Below are 22,207 nucleotides of genomic sequence, written 5' to 3'. Positions count from 1 at the left end.
TCAGCATCTCATAATGGAAATTTATGAACAAGACTTTTGTAACCATAGCTAGATTCCAATATTCATCCGAAGCGCAAATTGTAAAAGGTCGGCTCGAGGCAGATGGTATTGACGTATTTTTAAGAGATAATATCACTATTGATACAGACCCACTGGTTTCTAATGCTATTGGTGGTGTTAAACTAAAGGTACGCTCTAAAGACGTACAAAAAGCAAAAGCTGTTTTAAATTCAATTCGAAAATATTCGATTAACGATGAAGGAAAAGCCATTGTTTGTCCAAATTGTGGAAGTCAACATATTGAGATGTATTCTACAATTACGAGTTTTAAATCATTGTTCTTTTTTCTAGTTGGTTTTATCTCAGGAACATTACCCTTTAGTACCCGTTACCAATATAAATGCGAAGATTGTAAAACCGAATTCCCCATTAAATGAAAACCTTTTTTGTAACTGGAATATCCACGGATGTGGGAAAAACAATCGCCTCTGCCATTTTAGTTGAGGCCTTACAAGCCGATTATTTTAAACCCGTACAAGCCGGTGATTTGAATAATAGCGACACCCATAAGGTAAAACGGCTGGTGTCTAATAAGACCTCTGTGTTTCATCCCAACAGTTATGCCCTTAAAACACCTATGAGCCCACATGGTGCAGCAGCAATAGACGGACTTGAAATAAATTTAGAACGGGTTCAACGGCCAGAGACTAAAAACCATCTCGTTATTGAAGGTGCCGGTGGCTTATTAGTCCCCTTAAATGACTCTGAGACCATTTTAGATCTTATTCAACCCCAGGACAAAGTCATTGTAGTATCGCGGCATTATTTAGGCAGTATTAATCACAGTCTTTTAACTATTAACACATTAAAAGATAAAGGGTTTGATGTTTCCGTCATTTATAGTGGGGATGAGCATAAGTCTACGGAATCTATTATTGAAAAAATGACAGGAGTTAAGGTGATAGGAAGAATCGAAGACGAACCCTACTTTGATCAAAATGTCATTAAAGAATATGCAAAGATTTTTTCGAAAAATCTAAAATAACAAATAGTAAACTCCAAATGTCAATTGGCAGTAGGCAAAAAAGATGCTTTATGCTGAATACTGATATATAGAATGTAAAAAGAAATAGATTCCTGTTTTCACTTCGACTACCTGTCCGCCGCACTAGATTTTGGAAGGCATGGCGCTCAGTGATCACGCAGGAATGACTAAATTATATGAGTTTAAAAGAACGCGATAAAAAACACCTTTGGCATCCGCTAAAGCAGCACCAGACCCATCCTGAAAGTTTGGCCATAATCAAAGCTAAGGGTTGTATATTAACAGACGAAGAAGGCAATGACTATATCGATGCCATTTCCTCTTGGTATACCTGTATGTACGGGCATTGTCATCCCTATATCATAGAACAGGTACATCTCCAGATGCAGCGACTAGACCAAATTATGTTTAGCGACTTCACCCACGAACCTGCGGTGAAACTCTCGGAAGTCCTAATTAAAATTCTACCGGAGGGTCAAAATCGTATTTTTTTTAACGACAATGGTTCTACCGCTGTGGAAGCTGCCATAAAAATGGCCTTGCAATACCATTTCAATAAGGGTGAAAAACGGTCGACATTTATTGCCTTTGAAAATGGATTTCACGGCGATACCTTTGGGGCCATGTCGGTCTCTGGATTGTCGGTTTATAACGGCCCATTCGAAGATGTCTTAATGGCTATTAAACGTATTCCTGTACCTGATGGGAAGAACACCGACGCTATCTTATCGCAATTAAAGGCTATTATAGCTTCAGAAGCTGTTGCTGGATTTGTTTATGAACCTTTGGTACAAGGGGCTGCTGGGATGAAAATTCACAATGCGGATGGGCTTAACCAGATTCTAAAATGCTGTAAAGCCCATGGTATTTTAACCATAGCCGACGAAGTGATGACCGGTTTTGGAAAAACTGGAAGCTACTTTGCTTCTGATTATGTCGAGACAAAACCCGATATTATTTGTTTAAGCAAAGCCTTAACAGGCGGACTGGTCCCAATGGCAATAACCTCATGTACCGAAACAATTTATCAGGCGTTTTTAGGCGATTCCATTGGGCAAGGCTTTATGCATTGCCATACCTATTCTGCCAATCCCATGGCTTGTGCTGCGGCTTTGGCGAGTATAGACTTGTTGCAAACGGAAGCCATTCAAAATAATATCCAACGCATTTCAGAATCACATAAGGCTTTTGAAAAGCAAATTCAAGTACATCCAAAAGTAAAATCGACTCGAAGTATCGGTGTTATTTTGGCCATTGACCTCAACACCAAGGCCAATCGTTATGGTGATTTACGTGATAAATTGCTGGCTTTCTTTATGAAAAATGGTGTGTTTTTGCGTCCATTAGGCAATACTATTTACATTCAACCGCCATATATCATTACGGATGAAGAGTTGAAAAAGGTGTATTTTACCATAGAAAAGAGCCTTGACATCGTATAATTATTGATTTTTAATACATTTTTTTTCCTCGTATCAGTTTTTTCATAACTTTAAGTAATTCCCCTTAAGGATTATTCTAGTTCTTGTTGACCCGACTTCCACCCCGGAAGTGTTTATTGAAAATTTTTTGTTAACTCTAACCAACCTAACTATGAGTAAAAGTCACCCCTATGCCTTATTATTAGGTATTGGCATTTGTTTATTGTCAATATCTTGTGAGCAAGACAACTACGAAGTACCTGAACTAAAGGCGAAAACTTATTCTTTTAATATCCCTAACAGAATCAGTTTTAATTTTTCCCAGCTATCCGAAAACCGTGAATCGATTGTTCCTTATTCAAACACACTAAACTTAAAAAATATTAGTAATGGAGATTTTTCAGGCAAGTATGCGGTATTTGCCTTTAAGGATATGAATCAGAATTTCGAAAATATTTCCTTTATTAAAAGTGACATGTTTGATCCTATCTCCCCCAATATTTTGTCTGATTCTATTACGCTCGAAATGTCAGACAATTTATTTTCTGATAATAATTTAATTGCTTCAATTATCAACTTTAATAATGAAGCATTAGACCATAACCTCAATGGTCTTTATACGGGCGAGCTTAACATTTTAATCCCTACTTCAGATGAGGTTTCACAACCAACTTTTGTAAGAAGCCTTACCTGTACTGGATTTATAGATTTTGAAGGGCAATTTCGTTTTTTTATTCATAATACTTCCGAGGATAACATTGTTCAAATCAGGGGAAATTTCAACACTTCAAATCAGGTAAGCGGCCATATCATGGACAGAGAAGCTAATAATTTATCGTCGGTAATGAACACCGAAAATGATTCTTTTTCATTAACTGATAATAATTTAACAGGAGTTTTTGTGTTCAATGAAAATAATGAATCGCGCCATTTAGAACTAAACCTAACCAAACACAACTAATCCCATGAAGCTTAAAATAACTCTAATCCTATTATTTGTTGCGTTTGGTATTAACGCCCAAAAGCAACTGCAGCCTTATAATTATTCTGTAACCAAAGACGATAAAACGGAAACTATATTAATTTATGCTTCCGCAGAAGACCCAAAAAGTATCACATTCACGTTAAAAAACGAGAAGAACGAAACCCTTAAAACTAAAGGCGAAAATGATGAAGACAAGGACATTACCTTTAAGGTTTTTCCCTTTACTGAAAATTCATTTAGACGTCATTTAGTGGATGCCATCAACAGTATTGTTGACATGGATGAATCTAAAAAAGAATATGAAATATTTAAATCCATCCTTGCACCACTTAAAAATACTGACGAAGAAAAAAAAGAAGATGAGGAAAAATCCAATGAAAAACTAGCTACTCAACTCAATAAAAGAAATGAAGCAATACAAAATGTTAGGAATATATATCAGTTTTTCAATGCTTTAGTCGTAACAGCCTTTGAATATGATACAGAACCCGTGGCCGGAATATTGAAATATAACGACATGGTAACAATTACTAAAAAAACAATTAATGGACTTGATACTGATGATTATTTTGACAGGCAATCCAAAATAATTAGGAAGTTAATATACAGTTATGAAGAACAGAGCAAAGGAACATTTTTTCAAGGTTCTGATAAACCTATAAAATTAAAGCTAACCGGCAAATATGCAACCATTAACCTTGATGAGTTCATGAATTTCTTATCAAAAGAACATTGCGAGCCAGAAAAGGTAAATCATAGGTTAACAAGAGATAATAAAGAACCTGAAGACATCTATTCCAAAATAAGTAAAAATTGTAGCGTAGCGGCGCTAAAAAAAGAAGATAAAAATTATAAAGAAGAAAATAATCCAAATACGACGACATCCACATGCCCAGACCCAAATCAAAATAATATTACAGGTGATGAGATAACCGTATATAAAAAGTCTTTCTTAGGAGAATTTGTTCAATACTACCAAAACTTAAAAAAAGGAAAAAGAAGAAGAGCGAGAGTCCTTTTTAAAAAACACATTGCAAAAAAAATAAAGCAACTCTATAATATATATGAGTTTTCCAATTTTGCTGAAGGGAATGGAAATGAAAGTTTTGCCAATCAGTACATTAAGCTGAAAAATTATAAAATCGCAAATGAAAAATGTCACAAAAGCTTATCAAAAGAGATCGACTCTTATAAAGAGTTAATATCTAATCGTAATTCCGAAATAGAGAATTACGAAAAACAAAAAACGGCCATTGAAAATGATATAGCAGAAAACAAAAAAGAAATGGACATTCTAAAAGCCGAAAACAAACGGATTAATGCCAATAGTATAAGTTACCTGTCAAAAAAAGAAGATAAATATGCGAAATCTAAAGCACTAATTGAAGACAAAATTCAATTTAATCAAACCTACATAAACACTTTAAAATCTTACATTGAGAATAAAGAATCTGACAAATCTTTCTTCTCTTCAAGAATGAGGTCATATCAAAATAAGATTAACTTTTTTCTTGCTGATAATCATAGTAAATTGACCAAAGTGCCTCTTTGGGATTTTAAAGTTAGTAATATTGAAATTGATATTAACAGTGGTTTTATCGAACATATCACAGTTACAGGTGAAATTATTCTTCCTAGTATTGATAAAATTGCCCTTGTTAATTCCATTAGGGACTACAGGAAAAAGTATTACAGAGATATAAGCTTGGATACCGCAATAATCTATTTCTATGATGAGCCTTATGTCAAGGAACTATTAAAAAACGTATTAGGCAAAGAATTAAAGTTTGAAAATGAATTCCCAATTGGTTTTAGTTCAAAAACAGACTTTGCGGATCTTGACAATTATGATCTATATGCCTTTGAAGGAAGCGAAAAAGTATTTTCATTACCGCTAACCAATGTCATTGAGTTATACATTCAGCGTCATCAAAATGATCGCTTAGATTTTAGCCCAAAAAACCAAGTCGTTAAATTACCTCTGCATGATCCAAATGATGAGAAACAAGTAGAACTTAAAAAAGAAAAATCATCTAAGATTTTAAACGCTAAAGTTTTTACTGATTTTAATGGATTTAAGGAAAATGAACCCAATGGTTTGGTACAGTTTGAGGTAGAAAAACAAGTGCCTTTATGGACAAAACGCATGCCCTTAGGAACAGGTAGAAGTTCAAATGTTGGCTTTGCCAATTATGCGATATTTAATCTAACTTGGGCTAAACTCAATGAAGAAGATCGCGAATTACAGGTACTTAAAACGGAAAGTTTTGTCAATAACGAACCTCAGACAGATAATTATATCACCTATTTAGATTTAATACGTTTTGAAAATGTTTCTGTTGGCGTGGATCTCAATATTGCATCTTTTGATTTTCCACTAATAAAAACGCGTGTAGAGCTTAATGGGGGCGTGCATTATGGAAGAGTTAAAGTTGTCGATGATGTTCCAAACCCTACAGACGAAAATGCAGAAGCAACCATTAGACAACTAGAAAAGGATGTCAATATGATTCGCTTATATCCAGATGTCATCGTTAGAATTCGTCCGGAAGAACGTTTTGGTGCTTATCTACGTTTCAGGCCATTCAGAACCATAGTACCAGATAACGAAGAATTTTTTACGGTATATTCGGCAGACAACTTCTTAGATGATCCAAATGGTAGACAATCTGCTCTAGAAGATCAAAGATGGTTGCAGCGTTATGAACTTGGAGCTTTTTACACACCTTCAGCGGATAGTGACAATAAGTTTTTCTTTAGGTATCGTTACACGAATACCTCCGAATGGGAAACTAACGGCTATAGCGAAATACAAGTAGGCTATCAGATCTATTTAAAATTCTAAATAAGTAATTAGGGCAAAAATTTTATTTGCCCTAATTACCCTCTAAAACCTTGTCTAAAAGATTTATCTCTTCTTTAGTGTCTTTAATCTGAACATAAAGGGCTTCATAGATCCATTCGCCATTGTTTTTGGTTGCCACCACCACAATACTTGCGCCACCCTTAGGTCCTTTAATCGGGATTGTAAAATCCGCTTCTCCATCATCGTTTTTTAAACTAATATTCCCTTGCATTATCCCATCACTTTCAATGGGCTCGCCGAGTAAACTGACGACCTCGTCATTTGTCGTTGTTTGCTCCATGGCATACTTATAAGGTGTGGAAGACGTAAACATCTTGGAGACCCCAAAGAAAATACTTCCGACGAACGCAATAACGATAATAATCAAAGTGAGACAGCCGCCACCAAGGACCCAGCCCCAATTTCTAGACAACCAACTTTTTGGTCTGTGTTCTTCCATAATACCGATTGATTTTTACATGTAAGTCCCCTCTACTTTCATTATGTTACAATTTAGTCATAAATAGCTGAAGTTGGTTTTTAAAATAACGTTTATACACTACTTTTGTCCTAATTAAACATCACCCTGTGCCGACAGTCCCGACAGCTATCAAAATCGGGATGTTTTAGGGTCACATAATTTTTACAAAGCGATGCTGAAACGCCTGCTTGTAGGCAGACAGGAGTTCAGCATGATACACATATGCATCAACCCATCTCTATAACCGCAATAGCATCCATTTCGCCTTTAGGTCTTAATAAAGACACGATTTGGAACAACTACGTTTCCAAACCCCATTTTTTTATCGAAAAAAATGGAAGGCTCATGGCAGAATTACCCGCCGATATTAAACAGCAAATCGATACGCTTAGACGTTCAAATCCTAAATATAAACAGCTCGACAATTCCGTTTTATATGGCATTTTTGTGGCAAGGCACACCGTAAAGCAAGCTGGCTGGCCCACTAATGATAATTTTGGAATCAATATAGGGTCCTCTCGAGGCGCCACAGGCTTGTTTGAGAAATATTACGAAAGTTTTTTAAATAGCAATACGGCAGAAACGCTGAGCTCACCGACCACAACACTTGGTAACATTTCCTCTTGGGTGGCACACGACTTACAGACTAAAGGTCCTGAGATTTCGCATTCCATCACCTGTTCTACGGCCTTGCATGCCCTATTAAATGGTATGGCTTGGCTCAACTCAGGCATGTGCCGTAAGTTTCTCGTTGGTGGTACCGAGGCCCCTTTAACTCCATTTACCATTGCACAAATGCAGGCCTTAAAGATTTATGCACGCAAAAACGATACTTTTCCATGTAAAGCTCTAGATTTAGAGAAAACGGAAAATACTATGATTTTATCCGAAGCTGCAGCCATGGCTTGTTTAGAGCAAGGAAAAACCAATAATGCCTTAGCCATTATCCAAGGCTTTGGGTATGGCACGGAATTATTAGAACACAATGCCTCATTGTCTACCAATGCGGACTGTTTTCAACGTTCTATGGCTATGGCTTTAGGGGAGACCAATCCTGATGATATTGACATTATTATAACGCACACACCAGGCACCATAAAAGGAGATTTAGCAGAATATAATGCGATAAAACAGATTTTTTGTAACAAAATTCCTGCTTTAACTACTAACAAAATACAGATCGGTCATAGTCTTGGAGCTTCCGGAATGCTCAGTATAGAAATGGCCATACTTATGCTTAACCATCAAGAATTTATTGACATTCCTTATTTGGATCAACCGACTCCAAAAAAGATTTCAAAAATAATGATTAATGCCGTCGGATTTGGTGGTAACGCTGTGTCTGTCATACTTTCAAAATGAGATATTTATGAAAGTAAAACTATTGTTTAATCGTTAACTCACTAAATTATGCTAGACTGGTTTTCAAATTTAGAATTGCTACCTAAAATCTATTGGTCAATAGCCATAGTAGCGTCTTTGGTTTTTATTATCGTCATGATCTTGGCTTTTGTTGGTGGCGATGCCGACGATATGGGCGATGTTGATTCGGATATTGATGGTGATTCTGGTATCGGTTTTCAATTTCTAACTTTCAAAAATGTCGTTAGCTTTTTTACCATTTTTGGCTGGAGTGGCATTGCATGTCTCGATGCTGGGCTTTCAACGCCATTGACCTTGGTTATTTCTACGGTTTGTGGCCTGTTGATGATGATTGTCGTAGCTTCTCTGTTTTATTTCATGGGTAAGCTCGTCGATAGTGGCACACTTAATTATGATAATGCCATCGATGCTGTTGGTGAGGTGTATTTGACCATTGGAGCCGATCGCAGTCGTATGGGAAAGGTAAGTGTTAATGTTCAAGGTACCATGAGAGAGCTCGATGCATTAACGGACGCCATGACCGATTTAAAATCAGGCACTATTATAAAGGTAGTTGATGTGACGTCTAACGGTATTCTCATTGTAGACCATACACGCAAACCTATTGAACCTTTAGATACTAAAGCTCAAGAACTAGATAGTGGTGGAAACCATTTATTAAATAGTTAAAACACTTAAATCAAAAACATATTAACCATTAAAATCCTAATTCCATGACATTACTTATTCAAGAAAACATTATGGAGGGCATTGGAGGTCCTATGGTCCTCATTTTTTCAGCCCTAATTATTGTACTCATCCTAATCGTGTTGATAAGACGTTATAAACGCTGTCCTTCAGATCGTATCCTTGTTGTTTATGGTAAAGTTGGTGGTGGAAAATCCGCGAAATGTATTCATGGTGGTGCAGCCTTTATTATGCCGGTAATTCAGGATTATGAATATTTGGATTTAACACCGATTTCAATTGAAGTTAATCTGGTGAATGCGCTTTCCAAGCAAAATATTCGTGTCAATGTGCCATCGCGTTTTACTATTGGTGTCTCAACCGAACCTGGTGTCATGCAAAATGCGGCAGAGCGTTTACTCGGTCTTGGATTACAAGACATTCAAGAGTTAGCAAAAGAAATCATTTTTGGTCAATTGCGTTTAGTTGTGGCTTCAATGGATATTGAAGAAATTAATTCGGATCGCGATAAGTTCTTAACTAATATTTCGCAATCTGTTGAATCAGAATTAAAGAAAGTTGGTTTAAAATTAATCAACGTAAACATTACGGATATTGTTGATGAGTCTGGCTACATCGAAGCCCTAGGTAAGGAAGCAGCAGCACATGCCATTAATGCGGCACGTAAATCCGTAGCTGAGAAAAACAGGGACGGTGCCATTGGTGAAGCCAATGCTGTACAAGATGAAAAAACACAAGTTGCTGCTGCAAACGCAAAAGCAGTTGAAGGTGAAAACACCGCTAAAATTTCGGTAGCTAACTCCGATTCCCTGCGTCGTCAGCGCGAAGCTGAAGCAGAGCGCGTCGCCATAGCATCAGAAAAAGTACAAGCTGCAAAAGCTTTGGAAGAGTCTTATGCTGCAGAGCAACAAGCTGAATCGGCAAGGGCCGAACGTGAAAGATCATCGCAAATGGCCGATGTTATTGTCCCAACCGAAATCGCTAAAAAGAAAGCTGAGATCGATGCCGAAGCTGAAGCTGAGCGCATTAGAAGACGTGCTAAAGGTGAAGCTGATGCGATATTGTTTAAAGCTCAAGCTGAAGCCAAAGGGCTCTATGAAGTTTTAACCAAGCAAGCTGCTGGTTTAGACGAGATTGTAAAAGCTGCAGGCAATAATTCTAAAGATGCCGTATTGCTTTTAATTGCTGATAAATTACCAGAATTGGTGAAGACTCAGGCCGAAGCCATTAAAAACATTAAAATCGATAAAGTTACCGTTTGGGAAAATGGTAATAGTGCAGACGGCAAATCGTCTACTTCGAACTTTATCTCCGGTATGTACAAAGCCGTACCTCCGCTACAGGAAATGTTTAATATGGCTGGTATGGATTTACCTGAGTATTTAAAGGGTAAAGACAAAAAGGAGATAGATGCGGATGATGCCGAAATTGAGACGTCTGAAGACTAATTTCTAAAATTAAGCCCATTGCTATCAATGGGCTTTTTAATTTCATACTGTTGTGAACACGTTTACTTTTAAAAGACCCCTTCCCTTATGGGAATTAATACTTGGTTATGCTGCAATAACTGTGGGTGTCTATTTACTGGTGACCAGCCTTGGTGGCTTTATTAGTATTGGCATAGGTGTATACTTGCTTCTTAAAGAAGGCTCTGAAATAGATTTTGATAAAATGCAATACCGAAACATCAAGTCCATATTTGGATTGAATTTTGGTAAGTGGAAACCACTTCCAGATGATGTGGAATACATATCCGTTTTTAAAACTACGGAAACGACAACCCTTAGAGCAAGATCCGCAGAAGCAAACGTCTCAAATGACATTATAAAACTGAATTTATTCTACAATAGAAACCAAAAGATTACAGCTTATGTGACTTATGATAAAGAAGACGCCTTTAAAAAAGCTCATGAATTGGCATCTTTATTAAATATTGATATTTTAGATGCAACAGAACGCGAATCTAAATGGTTATAGCTATTTTTGTTTTACTAAGACATCAATTCATATGAGCGAAGTTAGACACAACTGGACCAAAGACGAAATACTAGAGATATACAACAAGCCCTTAATGGAACTGCTTTACGAGGCAGCGACGATTCATAGAAAACACCATGACCCCAATACCGTTCAGGTAAGCACTTTACTTTCCATCAAAACCGGTGGTTGCCCTGAAGATTGTGGGTATTGCCCACAGGCAGCGCGTTATCATACCGATATTGAAGGTAACGATCTTATGAGTGTTCAACAGGTCAAGGCGCAAGCCCTGCGTGCGAAAGCTTCGGGGAGCTCGAGAGTTTGTATGGGAGCGGCTTGGCGAAATGTCAAGGATGGGCCAGAGTTTGATCAGGTATTGGAAATGGTCCGCACCATCAATAAGCTAGATATGGAAGTGTGCTGCACCTTAGGGATGGTTACCGAAAATCAAGCTCAGCGTTTGGCAGAAGCTGGATTGTATGCCTACAATCACAACTTGGATTCTTCGGAAGATTATTATAAAGAAATCATTTCGACAAGAGGCTATGAAGATCGTTTGGAGACTATTGATAATGTCCGTAAAACCAATGTTACAGTTTGTTCAGGTGGTATTATTGGTATGGGTGAAAAGGTTGAAGATCGCGCTGGGATGTTAGTGGCTTTATCGACGCTAAACCCACAGCCAGAATCCGTTCCTATTAATGCACTTGTCTCTGTAGAAGGTACTCCTTTAGAAGACCAAGAGCCTGTCTCCATCTGGGATATGGTACGCATGGTTGCCACCACACGTATTGTTATTCCTGAGACTCAAGTGCGTTTAAGTGCGGGGAGAACACAAATGACCAGAGAAGGCCAAGCGATGTGTTTCTTTGCCGGTGCAAATTCTATTTTTGCAGGTGATAAATTATTGACAACACCTAATCCAGATGTCAATGAGGATATGGAAATGTTTAAGCTCTTAGGACTGAATCCACAGAAGCCATTTATCAAAAAAATGCAGCCCACAACCGTCGAAGCTGAGGACTCTCAATACCAATCATTGGGCGAAAAACCAAAATGGTCTCGACCAGATCACAAAATTGAACGTAACGAAGAAGCCAAACTAAAAGCAAAAGCACTAAAGTAATTACGCTTAACAATAACTAAACTTTGGTAACGTTTTATTAACTTTGGCGCACTAAAGGCTTAACCATTGCAATTGAACCTTCAAGACATACCTCGTGTTGAAACCATCAGCAAAGCTGATTTTATAAAGCATTACTTTAAACCTCAGAAACCTGTAGTCATAGAACGTTTTATTGAGGATTGGCCTGCCCATTCCAAATGGAGTTTAGACTACATGAAAACCATTGCCGGTGACAAAACGGTTCCGCTTTATGACGATAGGCCAGTCGATTATAAAGAGGGGTTTAATGAGGCGCACGCGACTATGAAAATGAGTGATTATGTCGATTTGCTAAAGCGTGAACCTACCAAATACAGAATCTTCTTGTGGAATATATTAAAGGAAGTCCCAGAATTACAAAATGATTTTAATTATCCCGATTTTGGCTTGCGCCTCATGAAAGGTTTACCTATGCTTTTCTTTGGCGGTAGAGACTCCTATACATTTATGCATTATGATATCGACTTGGCTAACATTTTCCATTTTCATTTTGAAGGTAAAAAACAATGCATCTTGTTTGATCAAAAACAGAACAAATATTTATATAAAGTACCGCATTCTTTAATTACAAGAGAGGACATCGACTTTTACAATCCTGATTTTGAAAAATGGCCTGCGCTACAACATGCCAAAGGTTGGGTTTGCAATCTAAATCACGGGGAAGTACTCTACATGCCAGAAGGCTATTGGCACTATATGCGGTATTTAACACCTGGGTTTTCTATGAGCCTAAGGGCTATTGCCAGAAACCCTAAAAACTTCGGCAAGGCCTTATATAATATCTTCTTGATGCGTAACTACGATAATTTAATGCGTCGGTTTAGAGGACAAAAATGGATTGACTGGAAAAACGAAAAGGCCATTACCAACACCAATCGTTTTGCCTAGATTTTTTAATACAAATTGAATTCAATTTGTATATTTGCCCTCATTTTTAAAACTCAAATCATGAAAAAAATCGTTTTAATAGCAGCCTTATTGTTTGTAAGTCTAGGCTACTCCCAAGCATTTGAAGGAAAAGGAGACCAGAAATTTCAAGTTGGTGCTAATTTTCAAGATAATGGTACAGGTATTAATGTATCTTATGATTATGGTATAGGTGAGAATATTTCCATAGGTCTAACATCAACATATTTACTTGGTGTGGAAGATGCTCTAGAAGCCGATTTTGGGGATCGCTTCGATTTTAAGGCACGCTTTAATGCTAATATTGGTAATGTTTTGAATATCGATGATAATTTTGATTTGTATCCCGGTCTAAATTTGGGTCTTAAAAATTTTGGAGGTCATTTGGGTGCACGTTACTTTTTCTCAGAAGGCTTTGGTATTTATACAGAGCTCAATACACCATTTGCCAAATACAACGATAATCTGTCCCCAGCTGAAGAATTGCATAATCAATTCACTATAAACTTAGGGGCAACGTTTAATTTATAGACCATACACCAATAAGCAAATAGGCCTTTTCTTTCGATAATTTTCGGGACTGAAAAGGCTTTTTTTATATATACTGTTTTAATTTTTCGTAGACCAGGTGCGACTCCCACCCTCGGTATAATGCGTAATCTGCTACTTTTCTCTTTTTCCTGTAAACATTGTTTTCTTTGACTTGCCCTAAGCGCTTCTTAATCAGATTGTCTAAGGTTAAATCGTATTCTGTTTCATCGATTTCTTTTAAAGCGCTTTCAATAGCATACCTTGAGATGTCTCTGTGCTTTAATTCGCTGACCAATCGATTTTTTCCCCATTTTTTTATTCTAAATTTCCCTCTTACAAATGTCTTGGCAAAACGTTCTTCATTCAGATAATTATGTCCAATAAGATGTACTATGATTTGATCTATCGCTTCCGGAATCATACGCATTTCTAACAATTTAGCTTTTACCTCTTTATGACACCTTTCTTGGTAAGCACAATACCTTTCTAGCTTTTTTTGCGCTTCATCGACGGTATATGTTTTTTGTAGATTCACAATCTTAAATATAACATTTTGCTCATAATTTGAAGCGACCAACCAACTGTTTATTAGATAGTTTTAATACCTCTTTACGGTCGGTTATTAGTTAATCCGACCCCTAGAAAAAGAACTACTTAGCCCTCATTTTGCCTTTATGTCCCCTTTTTTTATAGTGCATACTTAAAGGATAAAATCAAATTCCGCCCAGCAGCGGCAATACCAGATGAGTAAGGTCTGTAACGCTGATCGGTTATGTTTTCCAAACTTGCGGTCAACGTAAATTTATCCCCCCAATAGTATTGTGTTCTAAAGTTAATGGTATGCCACGATGGGGCATAAGGGTTTCCGTTCGAATCCCTAGCATATAGATAGTCTTTAGAGAGTTCTGAAGGGGCGAGTTGATTAAATGATAATTCATTGTTGTAAACTAAAAAGGCATCAAATAATAGGTTGTTTTTTTCCCAAATTAAATGGGTCCTTCCAAAATAGGGGGCCACATGCCGCACCGGCACTTCAACACCATCATTGTCTTCGGTTCCCCCAATAACATTGTATTGTGAGCGCAATTTTAAGTTTTTAGAGAGATTAGCCTCTAGACCAACCTCAAAACCATATATCCAGGCTTTTGAAGCATTTTGAATGGCCTGTACAGTGCTCAGTTCTCCATCATAAATGATTTCGGTATCACCATTTAACTCAAAATCCCTTCGTATTAAAGCATTATCTAAAAAGGTGTAATATGTTGCCATATCTATCATAACCTTATTATCAAAATTCAATCTCAATCCTAGCTCACCACCATAGGCATACTCTGCCTTTAAGTCATTATTTGGTACCACAACAGACCCTGGTTCTGAATCAAATACTTTTCCAATATCATCTATATTAGGAGCTCTAAATGCTGTCGAAGCATTTAACTTCCACTGAATCATATCGCTGGGAGACCATATAATTCCAGCAGTTCCTGTTAGTGCTCCTGTATTTACTTTCGTATCATTAAAAGGCAAATTTAAAAAGGCATTATTCTCTGTAAAATCGGCATTCGCAATAACCTGATTGTATCTTAAGCCCGATTGAAAAACAAATTTTGAATGGGGTTTATACTTAAAACTCGTATAGGCTGCAAAGGATTGCCATGTAGCACCGTTAGGGTAACGCGTTACATTTTGAGCGGTTGTATTTGTGTCTATATTTTCTTCTTGCCCTTCTGACCCAACGGTATTGTAGAGGTATTCTAAGCCATAAGAAAAGCTTGTTTTAGGGCTCAGCTTTTTTTCTAAATCTAAATTAAAGGACATCACATCAACATTTTCTTCCCTGACTTCTCTCAATGGCGACTGAAAGTCTCTGTCCCTTCTGCTCTCTTTAAAATTTTGATAGGCGACAGTAGCTTGAATTTTGTCGTACAAATTAGAGCTACTGCTCATTTTCGTGACTTGCAAGTTTGTCATTAACCATTGCTGCGGTCCATATTCCCATTCTGCCGAACGAAGCGTTTCTCCACGAGGACGCAACAAACGATCATATCTGGGGTAATCTGAAGTTGTCGTAAAGTACAAACCCATATCAAATTTGAGGTTATCGGAGGGCTCATAATGCACCTTTTGCATCAAATTGATTTGACTATAAGCCGTAGGTTTTTGAACCTGAGGGTCGTCATTAGGTACGATAATGTCTTCGCCATTCTGTCTTATAACATATTCCGGTCTCAAATACGCATCAGGACCATGACTCCCCATTCTTAAATCATCGAAATCCGTATAGCTTACATTAGTTAAAAAACCCCATTTCTTATAGCCAAGATTTAAATCAAAGTGTCCTGTTTTTTCCCTATTAGCCGTACTATACCTTAGCAAAGCATTGCCATTTACAAGCAATTCGTCCTTGTAAGACAACTGCGGTTTTTTGGTGTAAAAACTCATAACGCCACCAATGGCATCACTTCCATAAACCACAGATCCGGCACCCAAAGTAACCTCTACGTTTTGAATGGATAATGGGTCAATAGATATGACATTTTGAAGATTTCCCCCTCTAAATATAGCATTGTTCATTCTTACGCCATCAACAGTTATCAATAACCTGTTTGTCGAAAAACCACGGATCATCGGACTACCTCCTCCCATCTGGCTTTTTTGTATAAATATGTTCCCCGAATTGTCCAGTAAATCAGCACTTGTCTGGGGGTTAGTCAATACTATATCTTTGGCATTCAGGCTAACTACAGACTGGGGAATATCGCGTTTACTCTGTTCAAATTTGGAGACTGAAATTACGATTTGATCGAGCCCTTCTATTTTGGGAGTTAAATAAATCGTGTAATTATTTTCAGCAATTTCAAACTTTCTGAGTTGCAGTTTTTCATACAACAAATTCTGAAAAAATATGATTTCACGAGCGTTGAATTTATCGAGGCTGGCCTTTCCAACACTATCCGTTACGACGTACTTGGTCTTCTTTAAATTGTACAAAGCAACACCTGGAATAGGCTCATTAACGCCTTTTTCTAAAACAGTAATGGTTTGGGAAAACGATAGCTGTAAAAGAAGAAACAAAACAACACTAAAAATGATATTACATTTCATTTTCATGCACATCTTCATTAAAATCTCTTCGTAAAAAATTGCTTAATGAAATACATCATTAAGCACTTGCAATGATTTTGGTTTTTTAAAACCATCCAAATGTAACTCAAAATAATACAATAACATATTTAAAAATTCCTGTCTTCGCTTTGCATTAATTTTTATAATATGAATAGCATCAAAATTTATGCCCAACAATTGTTTTAGCAATGTTAAATTTTCACCTGTAATGGAATAAATTCCAGAGGGAGTCACTTCAAAAATTCCAGATTCTAAATTGAAATAGGGATAGTCTGTGTTATGATTTTCTGGTTGAAATCCTAAATATCGCGTAAGTCTTAACAAAAACAGCAAGTGAAAATTTGAATACTGGTCCTCACTATCTAAGTATTGCAAGGCTGTTTCTATATAGTTGTAAAGCGCATCGTTCTTTTCCTCTTCTCTAAGCACAGATGAAAGAATTTCTGATAAAAACAAAACAATGGCACTCTTATAAATATTGTTGTGGAGACTCTTGTATATATAGTTAAATTTCACCTCCTTTATATTTTGAAGTGATCGGTTTGGTTTATAATTCTCCTCAATTTGAAGTTGGGATAAAGCTTGAAAATAAATGGCTTTTTTTTGGCTTTTTTTAGACTTTAAAACCCCACGTAATATATAGCTTACCACACCTCTTTGTTGCGTGTAACACTTTACAATAAGATCGTTATCCTTGTATTTAAGTTTGGAAAGGACAATACTATTATTTCTTGTTAGCATATCTAACGGACAATAAGGACCTTAAGCACTTTGGTTTCAAACGAATCCAAGTCCGAAATCATCACTAAATAAACACCTGTCCGTACTATGGCATTTGCTAGGTTTTTACCATTCCAAATTGCGGTACCTCCATCGATAGCAAAATTATAGTTGGCAGTAGAAGACCTTAAGTTGATATTAGATTGTGCTTCAGCAACTAAATTACCTTCTATATCGGTAATTTTAATATTAACCCTTTCGGTAAGACCGCTTATCTTGATACCCTTATTGATATCGTTTAGGTCATTAAATCCTAATATGTTGTATTCAGGCCGCACAGGATTAGGATATACAAAAGCATCCTCTAGAGTCTCCTCGGGTTTTGACCCTCCTGCTCTAAAAGCCAACATTCCCGCAACTGTCGCTATGTAAACAGTCCCATCATCAGAATCTATAGAAATATCATTAATACGATTTGAAGGCAAGGGAGAATTATCAGTTGTAAAGTGAAAAATGGTATTTTGCCCATCTGGTGAAAAATAAAAAACCCCTGAATCTACCGTTCCTACCCACTTATTATTTGAACCATCCACCTCTATATCCGAAATTGTTTCTCCAGCTAATAATTCTTGTGGAATACCATCCTCTAATACTATGATTGAACTTAAGGTAGGATTGGGATCATCATAAAACCCCGAAGTGTTAAATAGAACTCTTAAACCCAAAAAAGTACCAACCCAGAGCTGATTTCTATTATCCACAGCTAATGCAGTTACCCTAGTGAAGGGCAGGTTCTGTTCTTCTGAGACTATATTTCTAAGAGGCTCATTCCCTATATTTTCGTTGAATGCGTAAAGCCCATTAGAAAATCCACCTATCCATTTGGTTCCGCTATTGTCAATAGCAATGTCATAAAAACCTAACTCGTCTGTCAGGGCATCATTAATTATAGTAGAAAAATCAAAGCCCTGCCAATTACCTGTATTGGGATCGTAAGATTTTAAAGGGTTCGGTGCCCGTGATGTCAATGACCATAGAACGCCATTTCTATCAAAGATAGACGTTGAAAGTCTAATACTAACGAAATTTGGCGCACCAGGAAGTATCAAAGATTCAAGGCCACTATTATCTTGATTATATAAAATTGTAGGTTCAAAATCATTAATCTCTAATATGCCATCCTGACAAGAGTTTATAAACACTTGATTGGGGTTAAATGGATTTATGGCTATCTCTGCTAGATTTTTTGCCCCCAAAACACTATCAAAAGGTATACTTTCCCATACCTCATCAATATAGTAACTTAAACCCCTTCTCCTGAATGGCGCGGGATTGAACGATTCGGTATAATCCCCAAAGCTTGTCCAGACGACTCCAGTTTCAGCATCTAGTCTAAATACCTCATTAAATAAGGGACCATTGGGTTTTACCTCTTGATAGTCTAAGTTTCCCGAATCGGAAGTTCTTAAAACTCCAAACCCAGTCGTTCCTATATAAATGTCATTTTCTACTCGTGTTGCCGAAGTAAAATCAGTATCGAATTCATCTGTTGGCTGAAAACTATTGACTAATGTTAAGTTTTGATCGTAAACATAAACAAGATTCACTGTAGTGACGATATAATTAAATCCTGATATTTGGGTATCCAAGGGATTCGAAGGAAAATTAAACAAGGTATTAACAATGGCTCCATCTATTTCTATCAGGTCTCTATTAAATCCTATGGTATAAACTTTATCCGATATGGTATCAACAAAGCCAAAATTGCCAAGTAATAGCGTTTGCCACTGTGAAAAATCAATAAGATTTGGGTTATTTAAATCTGCTTTCTTAAGTCCATTATTATCGCCACACGCGGCAAAAATTTCGCCATTTAGAATGGTCACTTGATTTACATTGATCTGAACCCCGCCGTTTCCCAAAAAAAAGGTATCGCCAAATTCTAATCGCTCTAAATCATACACTGAAATTCCAAAATCCGTAGAAATATAAACTAAGCCTTCATGCTCATAAAAGTCATTAATTCGTTTATTCGCGGGAGTGATGTTTTCTTTTTCTAAAATATCCACAACCGATAGCACTGATGCATCGGTTTCAAAATAAATCTCAATTAAACCTGTCTCATAACCTATTAATAAAGATTGAAAAGCCTCACTGTAATAAATGGTGGTTATTTGCTCACCCGACAAACCGTCGACAGTCGTAATTGTTTTCAATTCACCTGATAAACTATCATATTCAAAAATTGCATTTTGCGCTGCGGCATAAATTTTATTATTACCGTTCACAACATCGACAATATCGTTATAAGAATAATGTGCCTGCCATAGTGCTGAAAAGTCTTGAGCGTAGCCCTTAAGAAAAAAAGAAAAGGCAAATGAAAGGAGCAAGACCTTAAAACTCATTTTGTTCATCAAGAGAATTGTTTTGTCAAATATATTAATAGTAACGATAATATAGCTTTAATAATATACTAAGCCAATAAAAAAGCCTTCATAAAATAATGAAGGCTTAGTCTCTATTATTCTTAAAACGTTTATACAACGCCTTGCGCCAACATAGCGTCTGCTACCTTTACAAAACCTGCAATATTAGCCCCTTTGATGTAATCTATAGAGCCGTCGTCATTTTTACCATATTCTACACAAGCGTCATGTATATCTGCCATGATATCTTTTAATCTTGCATCAACTTCTTCTCTCGTCCAGCTTAAACGCAACGAATTTTGACTCATCTCTAATCCCGAAGTCGCAACACCACCGGCGTTAGATGCTTTTCCTGGCGCGAACAATATGCGCGCCTTTTGGAACTCATGAATAGCCTCAGGAGTAGACGGCATATTGGCTCCTTCTGAGACACACTTACAACCATTTTCCACTAATTGTTTGGCCTCTTCTCCATTAAGTTCATTTTGAGTAGCACAAGGCAAAGCGATATCACATTTTACGGACCAAGGTCTTTTGCCTGCGACATAAGTGGCGTTAGGATACTTCTCAACATACTCTTTAATACGACCTCTTCTTACATTCTTTAATTCCATAACAAAATGTAATTTTTCGGTATCTATACCTTCCTCGTCTAAAATATAACCGCCAGAGTCTGATAAGGTCAGTACTTTAGCCCCTAATTCGATAGCTTTCTCCGCAGCAAACTGTGCCACATTACCTGATCCTGAAATCACAACGTTCTTTCCTTCAAAAGAATCATTTTTAGTCTTTAACATATTATCGGCAAAATATACATTACCATATCCTGTCGCTTCAGGTCTAATCAAAGAGCCTCCCCAAGATTGGCCTTTTCCTGTTAAAACACCTGTAAATGTATTGTTCAATTTCTTATACATCCCAAACATATACCCAATCTCTCTAGCGCCCACGCCTATATCACCTGCAGGAACATCTGTGTTATGCCCAATATGTCTGTACAGCTCTGTCATAAATGCATGGCAAAAACGCATCACTTCATTATCAGATTTTCCTTTAGGATCAAAATCAGAACCTCCTTTTCCGCCTCCCATAGGTAATGTTGTTAAGCTGTTTTTAAAGACCTGTTCAAAAGCCAAAAACTTAAGAATACTTGCATTTACCGTAGGATGGAAGCGTAGTCCACCTTTATAGGGACCAATAGCAGAATTCATTTGTACCCTATAGCCCCTATTCACTTGTATTTCGCCAGAGTCATCTACCCAACTAACTCTAAATGATATTAAGCGCTCTGGCTCTACCATTCTTAAAAGAATGTTTTTACCATGGTATATATCATGCTTAACGATATAAGGTATAACTGTTTCAGCTACCTCTTGAACAGCCTGTAAAAACTCAGGTTCATGTCCATTTCGCTTTCTTACAAGATCTAAAAAAGCATCAATTTTATCTTTCATATAAAAAATTGTTAAGAAATTGTGGTTTGTAGGGTGCAAATATACATTATCTGTAAAAATAACGGCTTATTTTTTTTATATTCTCAATTATTTTTTAATTATTTCAGAATTGTGGTAAAATTCTCTGCTCAATAAGAAATATGCATTTTGTCCGTTTTATTTGGTAGTTCGTCGAGTTTTTATATATTTGTTCGGCAACAATTTAATCTTATCCCCAATATGGCAAAACACGTTAAAAAACTACTTTTGTTGTTTGTCTTTGTATTATCGATACAAACAACATCTGCCCAATTGGGCTTCTCCCACGAAATAGGTGCGTTTGTTGGTGCTGTTGCGTTTCAATCTGATTTTGGTGTCCGAAGCGATTTTGAAACAAATTCGGGCAATACTGGTATTGCTTTAGGTATTGTACACTATATAAATTTTGCCTACCGTGCCGATTGTAATTGTTATACTACAGATACATATTTCAACGACCACTTTAAGTTAAGAAGTGAAATTTCTTGGAATAAAACAACCCTTAATCATTTTGGGAAATGGGTAGAAGATGCCCGAACTAGTGACAACGCAGATCGACTAAGAGCTCATTCTGGCGAAGCTCAAAACTGGGATGTTGGTATGCAATTGGAGTATTTCCCGAGAAGTATCAGAGCTTTTTCTGCTGGCGCCTACTCATTTGCACCGTTTGCGGCTCTCGGAGTACATTATGTGTCCTTTAATCCATCCGTAGAGACAACCTATGGTGATGGTAATAGCCTGAATAACAATAATTTTTATAGCTTTTGGGATGATGCTTCTGGCGGAGATCCCTTTATCAGTGCAGATTCAGGCTCTACCTGGTCTGTGGTTGCCAGTGTTGGAACACGTTATAAGCTTACCATCTTATCAGACCTGTTTGTAGAACTAAGATGGCAATACTATTTTGATGATTTTGTAGATGGGTTAAATCATAAGTTGCCATCCAATAAAGCCAATGATTGGAATTTATGGCTAAATTTTGGCTATATCTACTATCTAGATTAAACTAATTTCAAGACATATAAAAAAGACCGATT

At 36.9% G+C, this 22,207-nt stretch carries 19 protein-coding genes; 13 read left to right on the top strand and 6 right to left on the bottom strand.

The genetic code is table 11. From position 1 onward, the window contains the following. The first annotated feature begins 23 nt into the window (after nucleotides 1-23). From ACO052_RS05075 to ACO052_RS05055, 5 genes are all read left to right on the top strand, one after another. Entirely contained in the window at nucleotides 24-437 is a 414-nt protein-coding gene (locus tag ACO052_RS05075; RefSeq protein ID WP_422106913.1) for a DUF2007 domain-containing protein, read from the top strand. Then, a complete protein-coding gene (bioD, locus tag ACO052_RS05070; RefSeq protein WP_422106912.1) occupies nucleotides 434-1,045 on the top strand; it encodes a dethiobiotin synthase in 612 nt (203 codons plus the stop codon). Before ACO052_RS05075 ends, bioD begins: the two co-directional genes overlap by 4 nt. 176 nt (nucleotides 1,046-1,221) lie before the next feature. After that, the gene (gene bioA / locus ACO052_RS05065; RefSeq protein ID WP_422106911.1) at nucleotides 1,222-2,487 is read left to right on the top strand and encodes an adenosylmethionine--8-amino-7-oxononanoate transaminase; all 1,266 of its coding nucleotides are present in this window, start codon (nucleotides 1,222-1,224) and stop codon (nucleotides 2,485-2,487) included. A gap of 151 nt (nucleotides 2,488-2,638) precedes the next feature. Then, entirely contained in the window at nucleotides 2,639-3,427 is a 789-nt protein-coding gene (locus ACO052_RS05060) for a hypothetical protein (RefSeq protein WP_422106910.1), read from the top strand. A gap of 4 nt (nucleotides 3,428-3,431) precedes the next feature. Next, on the top strand, nucleotides 3,432-6,296 hold the full coding sequence (locus tag ACO052_RS05055; protein ID WP_422106909.1) for a hypothetical protein: 2,865 nt from the start codon (nucleotides 3,432-3,434) through the stop codon (nucleotides 6,294-6,296). Nucleotides 6,297-6,327: 31 nt separating this feature from the next. Here the strand turns inward: ACO052_RS05055 and ACO052_RS05050 are convergent, their stop codons facing one another. Then, nucleotides 6,328-6,756, bottom strand: coding sequence for a cytochrome c oxidase assembly factor Coa1 family protein (locus ACO052_RS05050; RefSeq protein ID WP_422106908.1), 429 nt, complete (start codon nucleotides 6,754-6,756; stop codon nucleotides 6,328-6,330). 243 nt (nucleotides 6,757-6,999) lie between these two features. On the opposite strand from ACO052_RS05050, the gene ACO052_RS05045 reads away from it, so the two are divergent. The 7 genes from ACO052_RS05045 to ACO052_RS05015 all read left to right on the top strand — a co-directional run bounded on the left by ACO052_RS05045 (nucleotide 7,000) and on the right by ACO052_RS05015 (nucleotide 13,426). Then, nucleotides 7,000-8,139 carry a beta-ketoacyl synthase N-terminal-like domain-containing protein gene (locus tag ACO052_RS05045; protein WP_422106907.1) on the top strand — a complete coding sequence of 380 codons (1,140 nt, stop codon included), beginning with the start codon at nucleotides 7,000-7,002 and terminating at the stop codon, nucleotides 8,137-8,139. A 48-nt stretch (nucleotides 8,140-8,187) separates the two neighbouring features. Beyond that, a complete protein-coding gene (locus ACO052_RS05040; protein ID WP_422106906.1) occupies nucleotides 8,188-8,829 on the top strand; it encodes a hypothetical protein in 642 nt (213 codons plus the stop codon). Nucleotides 8,830-8,921: 92 nt separating this feature from the next. Next, a complete protein-coding gene (locus ACO052_RS05035) occupies nucleotides 8,922-10,295 on the top strand; it encodes a flotillin family protein (protein WP_422108046.1) in 1,374 nt (457 codons plus the stop codon). Between the two features lie 52 nt (nucleotides 10,296-10,347). Beyond that, nucleotides 10,348-10,824, top strand: a complete 477-nt coding sequence (locus tag ACO052_RS05030) for a hypothetical protein (RefSeq protein ID WP_422106905.1) — start codon at nucleotides 10,348-10,350, stop codon at nucleotides 10,822-10,824. 31 nt (nucleotides 10,825-10,855) lie between these two features. After that, nucleotides 10,856-11,950 (top strand): biotin synthase BioB, encoded by a 1,095-nt coding sequence (gene bioB, locus ACO052_RS05025; protein ID WP_422106904.1) that lies wholly within the window; start codon nucleotides 10,856-10,858, stop codon nucleotides 11,948-11,950. Nucleotides 11,951-12,016: 66 nt separating this feature from the next. Next, entirely contained in the window at nucleotides 12,017-12,877 is an 861-nt protein-coding gene (locus ACO052_RS05020; protein WP_422106903.1) for a cupin-like domain-containing protein, read from the top strand. 60 nt (nucleotides 12,878-12,937) lie between these two features. Then, entirely contained in the window at nucleotides 12,938-13,426 is a 489-nt protein-coding gene (locus ACO052_RS05015) for a DUF6646 family protein (RefSeq protein ID WP_422106902.1), read from the top strand. Between the two features lie 64 nt (nucleotides 13,427-13,490). Here ACO052_RS05015 and ACO052_RS05010 read toward each other — a convergent pair whose 3' ends face one another. From ACO052_RS05010 to gdhA, 5 genes are all read right to left on the bottom strand, one after another. Continuing rightward, nucleotides 13,491-13,961 (bottom strand): regulatory protein RecX, encoded by a 471-nt coding sequence (locus ACO052_RS05010; RefSeq protein ID WP_422106901.1) that lies wholly within the window; start codon nucleotides 13,959-13,961, stop codon nucleotides 13,491-13,493. 152 nt (nucleotides 13,962-14,113) lie between these two features. Then, the gene (locus ACO052_RS05005; protein WP_422106900.1) at nucleotides 14,114-16,531 is read right to left on the bottom strand and encodes a TonB-dependent receptor plug domain-containing protein; all 2,418 of its coding nucleotides are present in this window, start codon (nucleotides 16,529-16,531) and stop codon (nucleotides 14,114-14,116) included. Nucleotides 16,532-16,573: 42 nt separating this feature from the next. Then, nucleotides 16,574-17,293, bottom strand: coding sequence for a DNA repair protein RecO (recO, locus tag ACO052_RS05000; protein WP_422106899.1), 720 nt, complete (start codon nucleotides 17,291-17,293; stop codon nucleotides 16,574-16,576). Nucleotides 17,294-17,295: 2 nt separating this feature from the next. After that, on the bottom strand, nucleotides 17,296-19,686 hold the full coding sequence (locus ACO052_RS04995; RefSeq protein WP_422108045.1) for a two-component regulator propeller domain-containing protein: 2,391 nt from the start codon (nucleotides 19,684-19,686) through the stop codon (nucleotides 17,296-17,298). Between the two features lie 122 nt (nucleotides 19,687-19,808). Next, nucleotides 19,809-21,152 (bottom strand): NADP-specific glutamate dehydrogenase, encoded by a 1,344-nt coding sequence (gene gdhA, locus ACO052_RS04990; protein WP_422106898.1) that lies wholly within the window; start codon nucleotides 21,150-21,152, stop codon nucleotides 19,809-19,811. Nucleotides 21,153-21,371: 219 nt separating this feature from the next. On the opposite strand from gdhA, the gene ACO052_RS04985 reads away from it, so the two are divergent. Continuing rightward, entirely contained in the window at nucleotides 21,372-22,175 is an 804-nt protein-coding gene (locus ACO052_RS04985) for a THC0290_0291 family protein (protein WP_422106897.1), read from the top strand. Nucleotides 22,176-22,207 lie beyond the last annotated feature (32 nt).

It is taken from the genome of Winogradskyella sp. (genome assembly GCF_965228925.1).
Lineage (GTDB): Bacteria > Bacteroidota > Bacteroidia > Flavobacteriales > Flavobacteriaceae > Winogradskyella.
Note: the sequence above shows the minus strand (reverse complement) of the source record. Positions and strands in the feature narration are given on the sequence as shown.

Coding starts and splice junctions, on each gene's coding strand:
- ACO052_RS05075 (WP_422106913.1), top strand. CDS start 24: ATGAACAAGACTTTTGTAACCATAGCTAGATTCCAATATTCATCCGAA.
- bioD (WP_422106912.1), top strand. CDS start 434: ATGAAAACCTTTTTTGTAACTGGAATATCCACGGATGTGGGAAAAACA.
- bioA (WP_422106911.1), top strand. CDS start 1,222: ATGAGTTTAAAAGAACGCGATAAAAAACACCTTTGGCATCCGCTAAAG.
- ACO052_RS05060 (WP_422106910.1), top strand. CDS start 2,639: ATGAGTAAAAGTCACCCCTATGCCTTATTATTAGGTATTGGCATTTGT.
- ACO052_RS05055 (WP_422106909.1), top strand. CDS start 3,432: ATGAAGCTTAAAATAACTCTAATCCTATTATTTGTTGCGTTTGGTATT.
- ACO052_RS05050 (WP_422106908.1), bottom strand. CDS start 6,756: ATGGAAGAACACAGACCAAAAAGTTGGTTGTCTAGAAATTGGGGCTGG.
- ACO052_RS05045 (WP_422106907.1), top strand. CDS start 7,000: ATGCATCAACCCATCTCTATAACCGCAATAGCATCCATTTCGCCTTTA.
- ACO052_RS05040 (WP_422106906.1), top strand. CDS start 8,188: ATGCTAGACTGGTTTTCAAATTTAGAATTGCTACCTAAAATCTATTGG.
- ACO052_RS05035 (WP_422108046.1), top strand. CDS start 8,922: ATGGTCCTCATTTTTTCAGCCCTAATTATTGTACTCATCCTAATCGTG.
- bioB (WP_422106904.1), top strand. CDS start 10,856: ATGAGCGAAGTTAGACACAACTGGACCAAAGACGAAATACTAGAGATA.
- ACO052_RS05015 (WP_422106902.1), top strand. CDS start 12,938: ATGAAAAAAATCGTTTTAATAGCAGCCTTATTGTTTGTAAGTCTAGGC.
- ACO052_RS05005 (WP_422106900.1), bottom strand. CDS start 16,531: ATGAAATGTAATATCATTTTTAGTGTTGTTTTGTTTCTTCTTTTACAG.
- recO (WP_422106899.1), bottom strand. CDS start 17,293: ATGCTAACAAGAAATAATAGTATTGTCCTTTCCAAACTTAAATACAAG.
- ACO052_RS04995 (WP_422108045.1), bottom strand. CDS start 19,686: ATGAACAAAATGAGTTTTAAGGTCTTGCTCCTTTCATTTGCCTTTTCT.
- gdhA (WP_422106898.1), bottom strand. CDS start 21,152: ATGAAAGATAAAATTGATGCTTTTTTAGATCTTGTAAGAAAGCGAAAT.
- ACO052_RS04985 (WP_422106897.1), top strand. CDS start 21,372: ATGGCAAAACACGTTAAAAAACTACTTTTGTTGTTTGTCTTTGTATTA.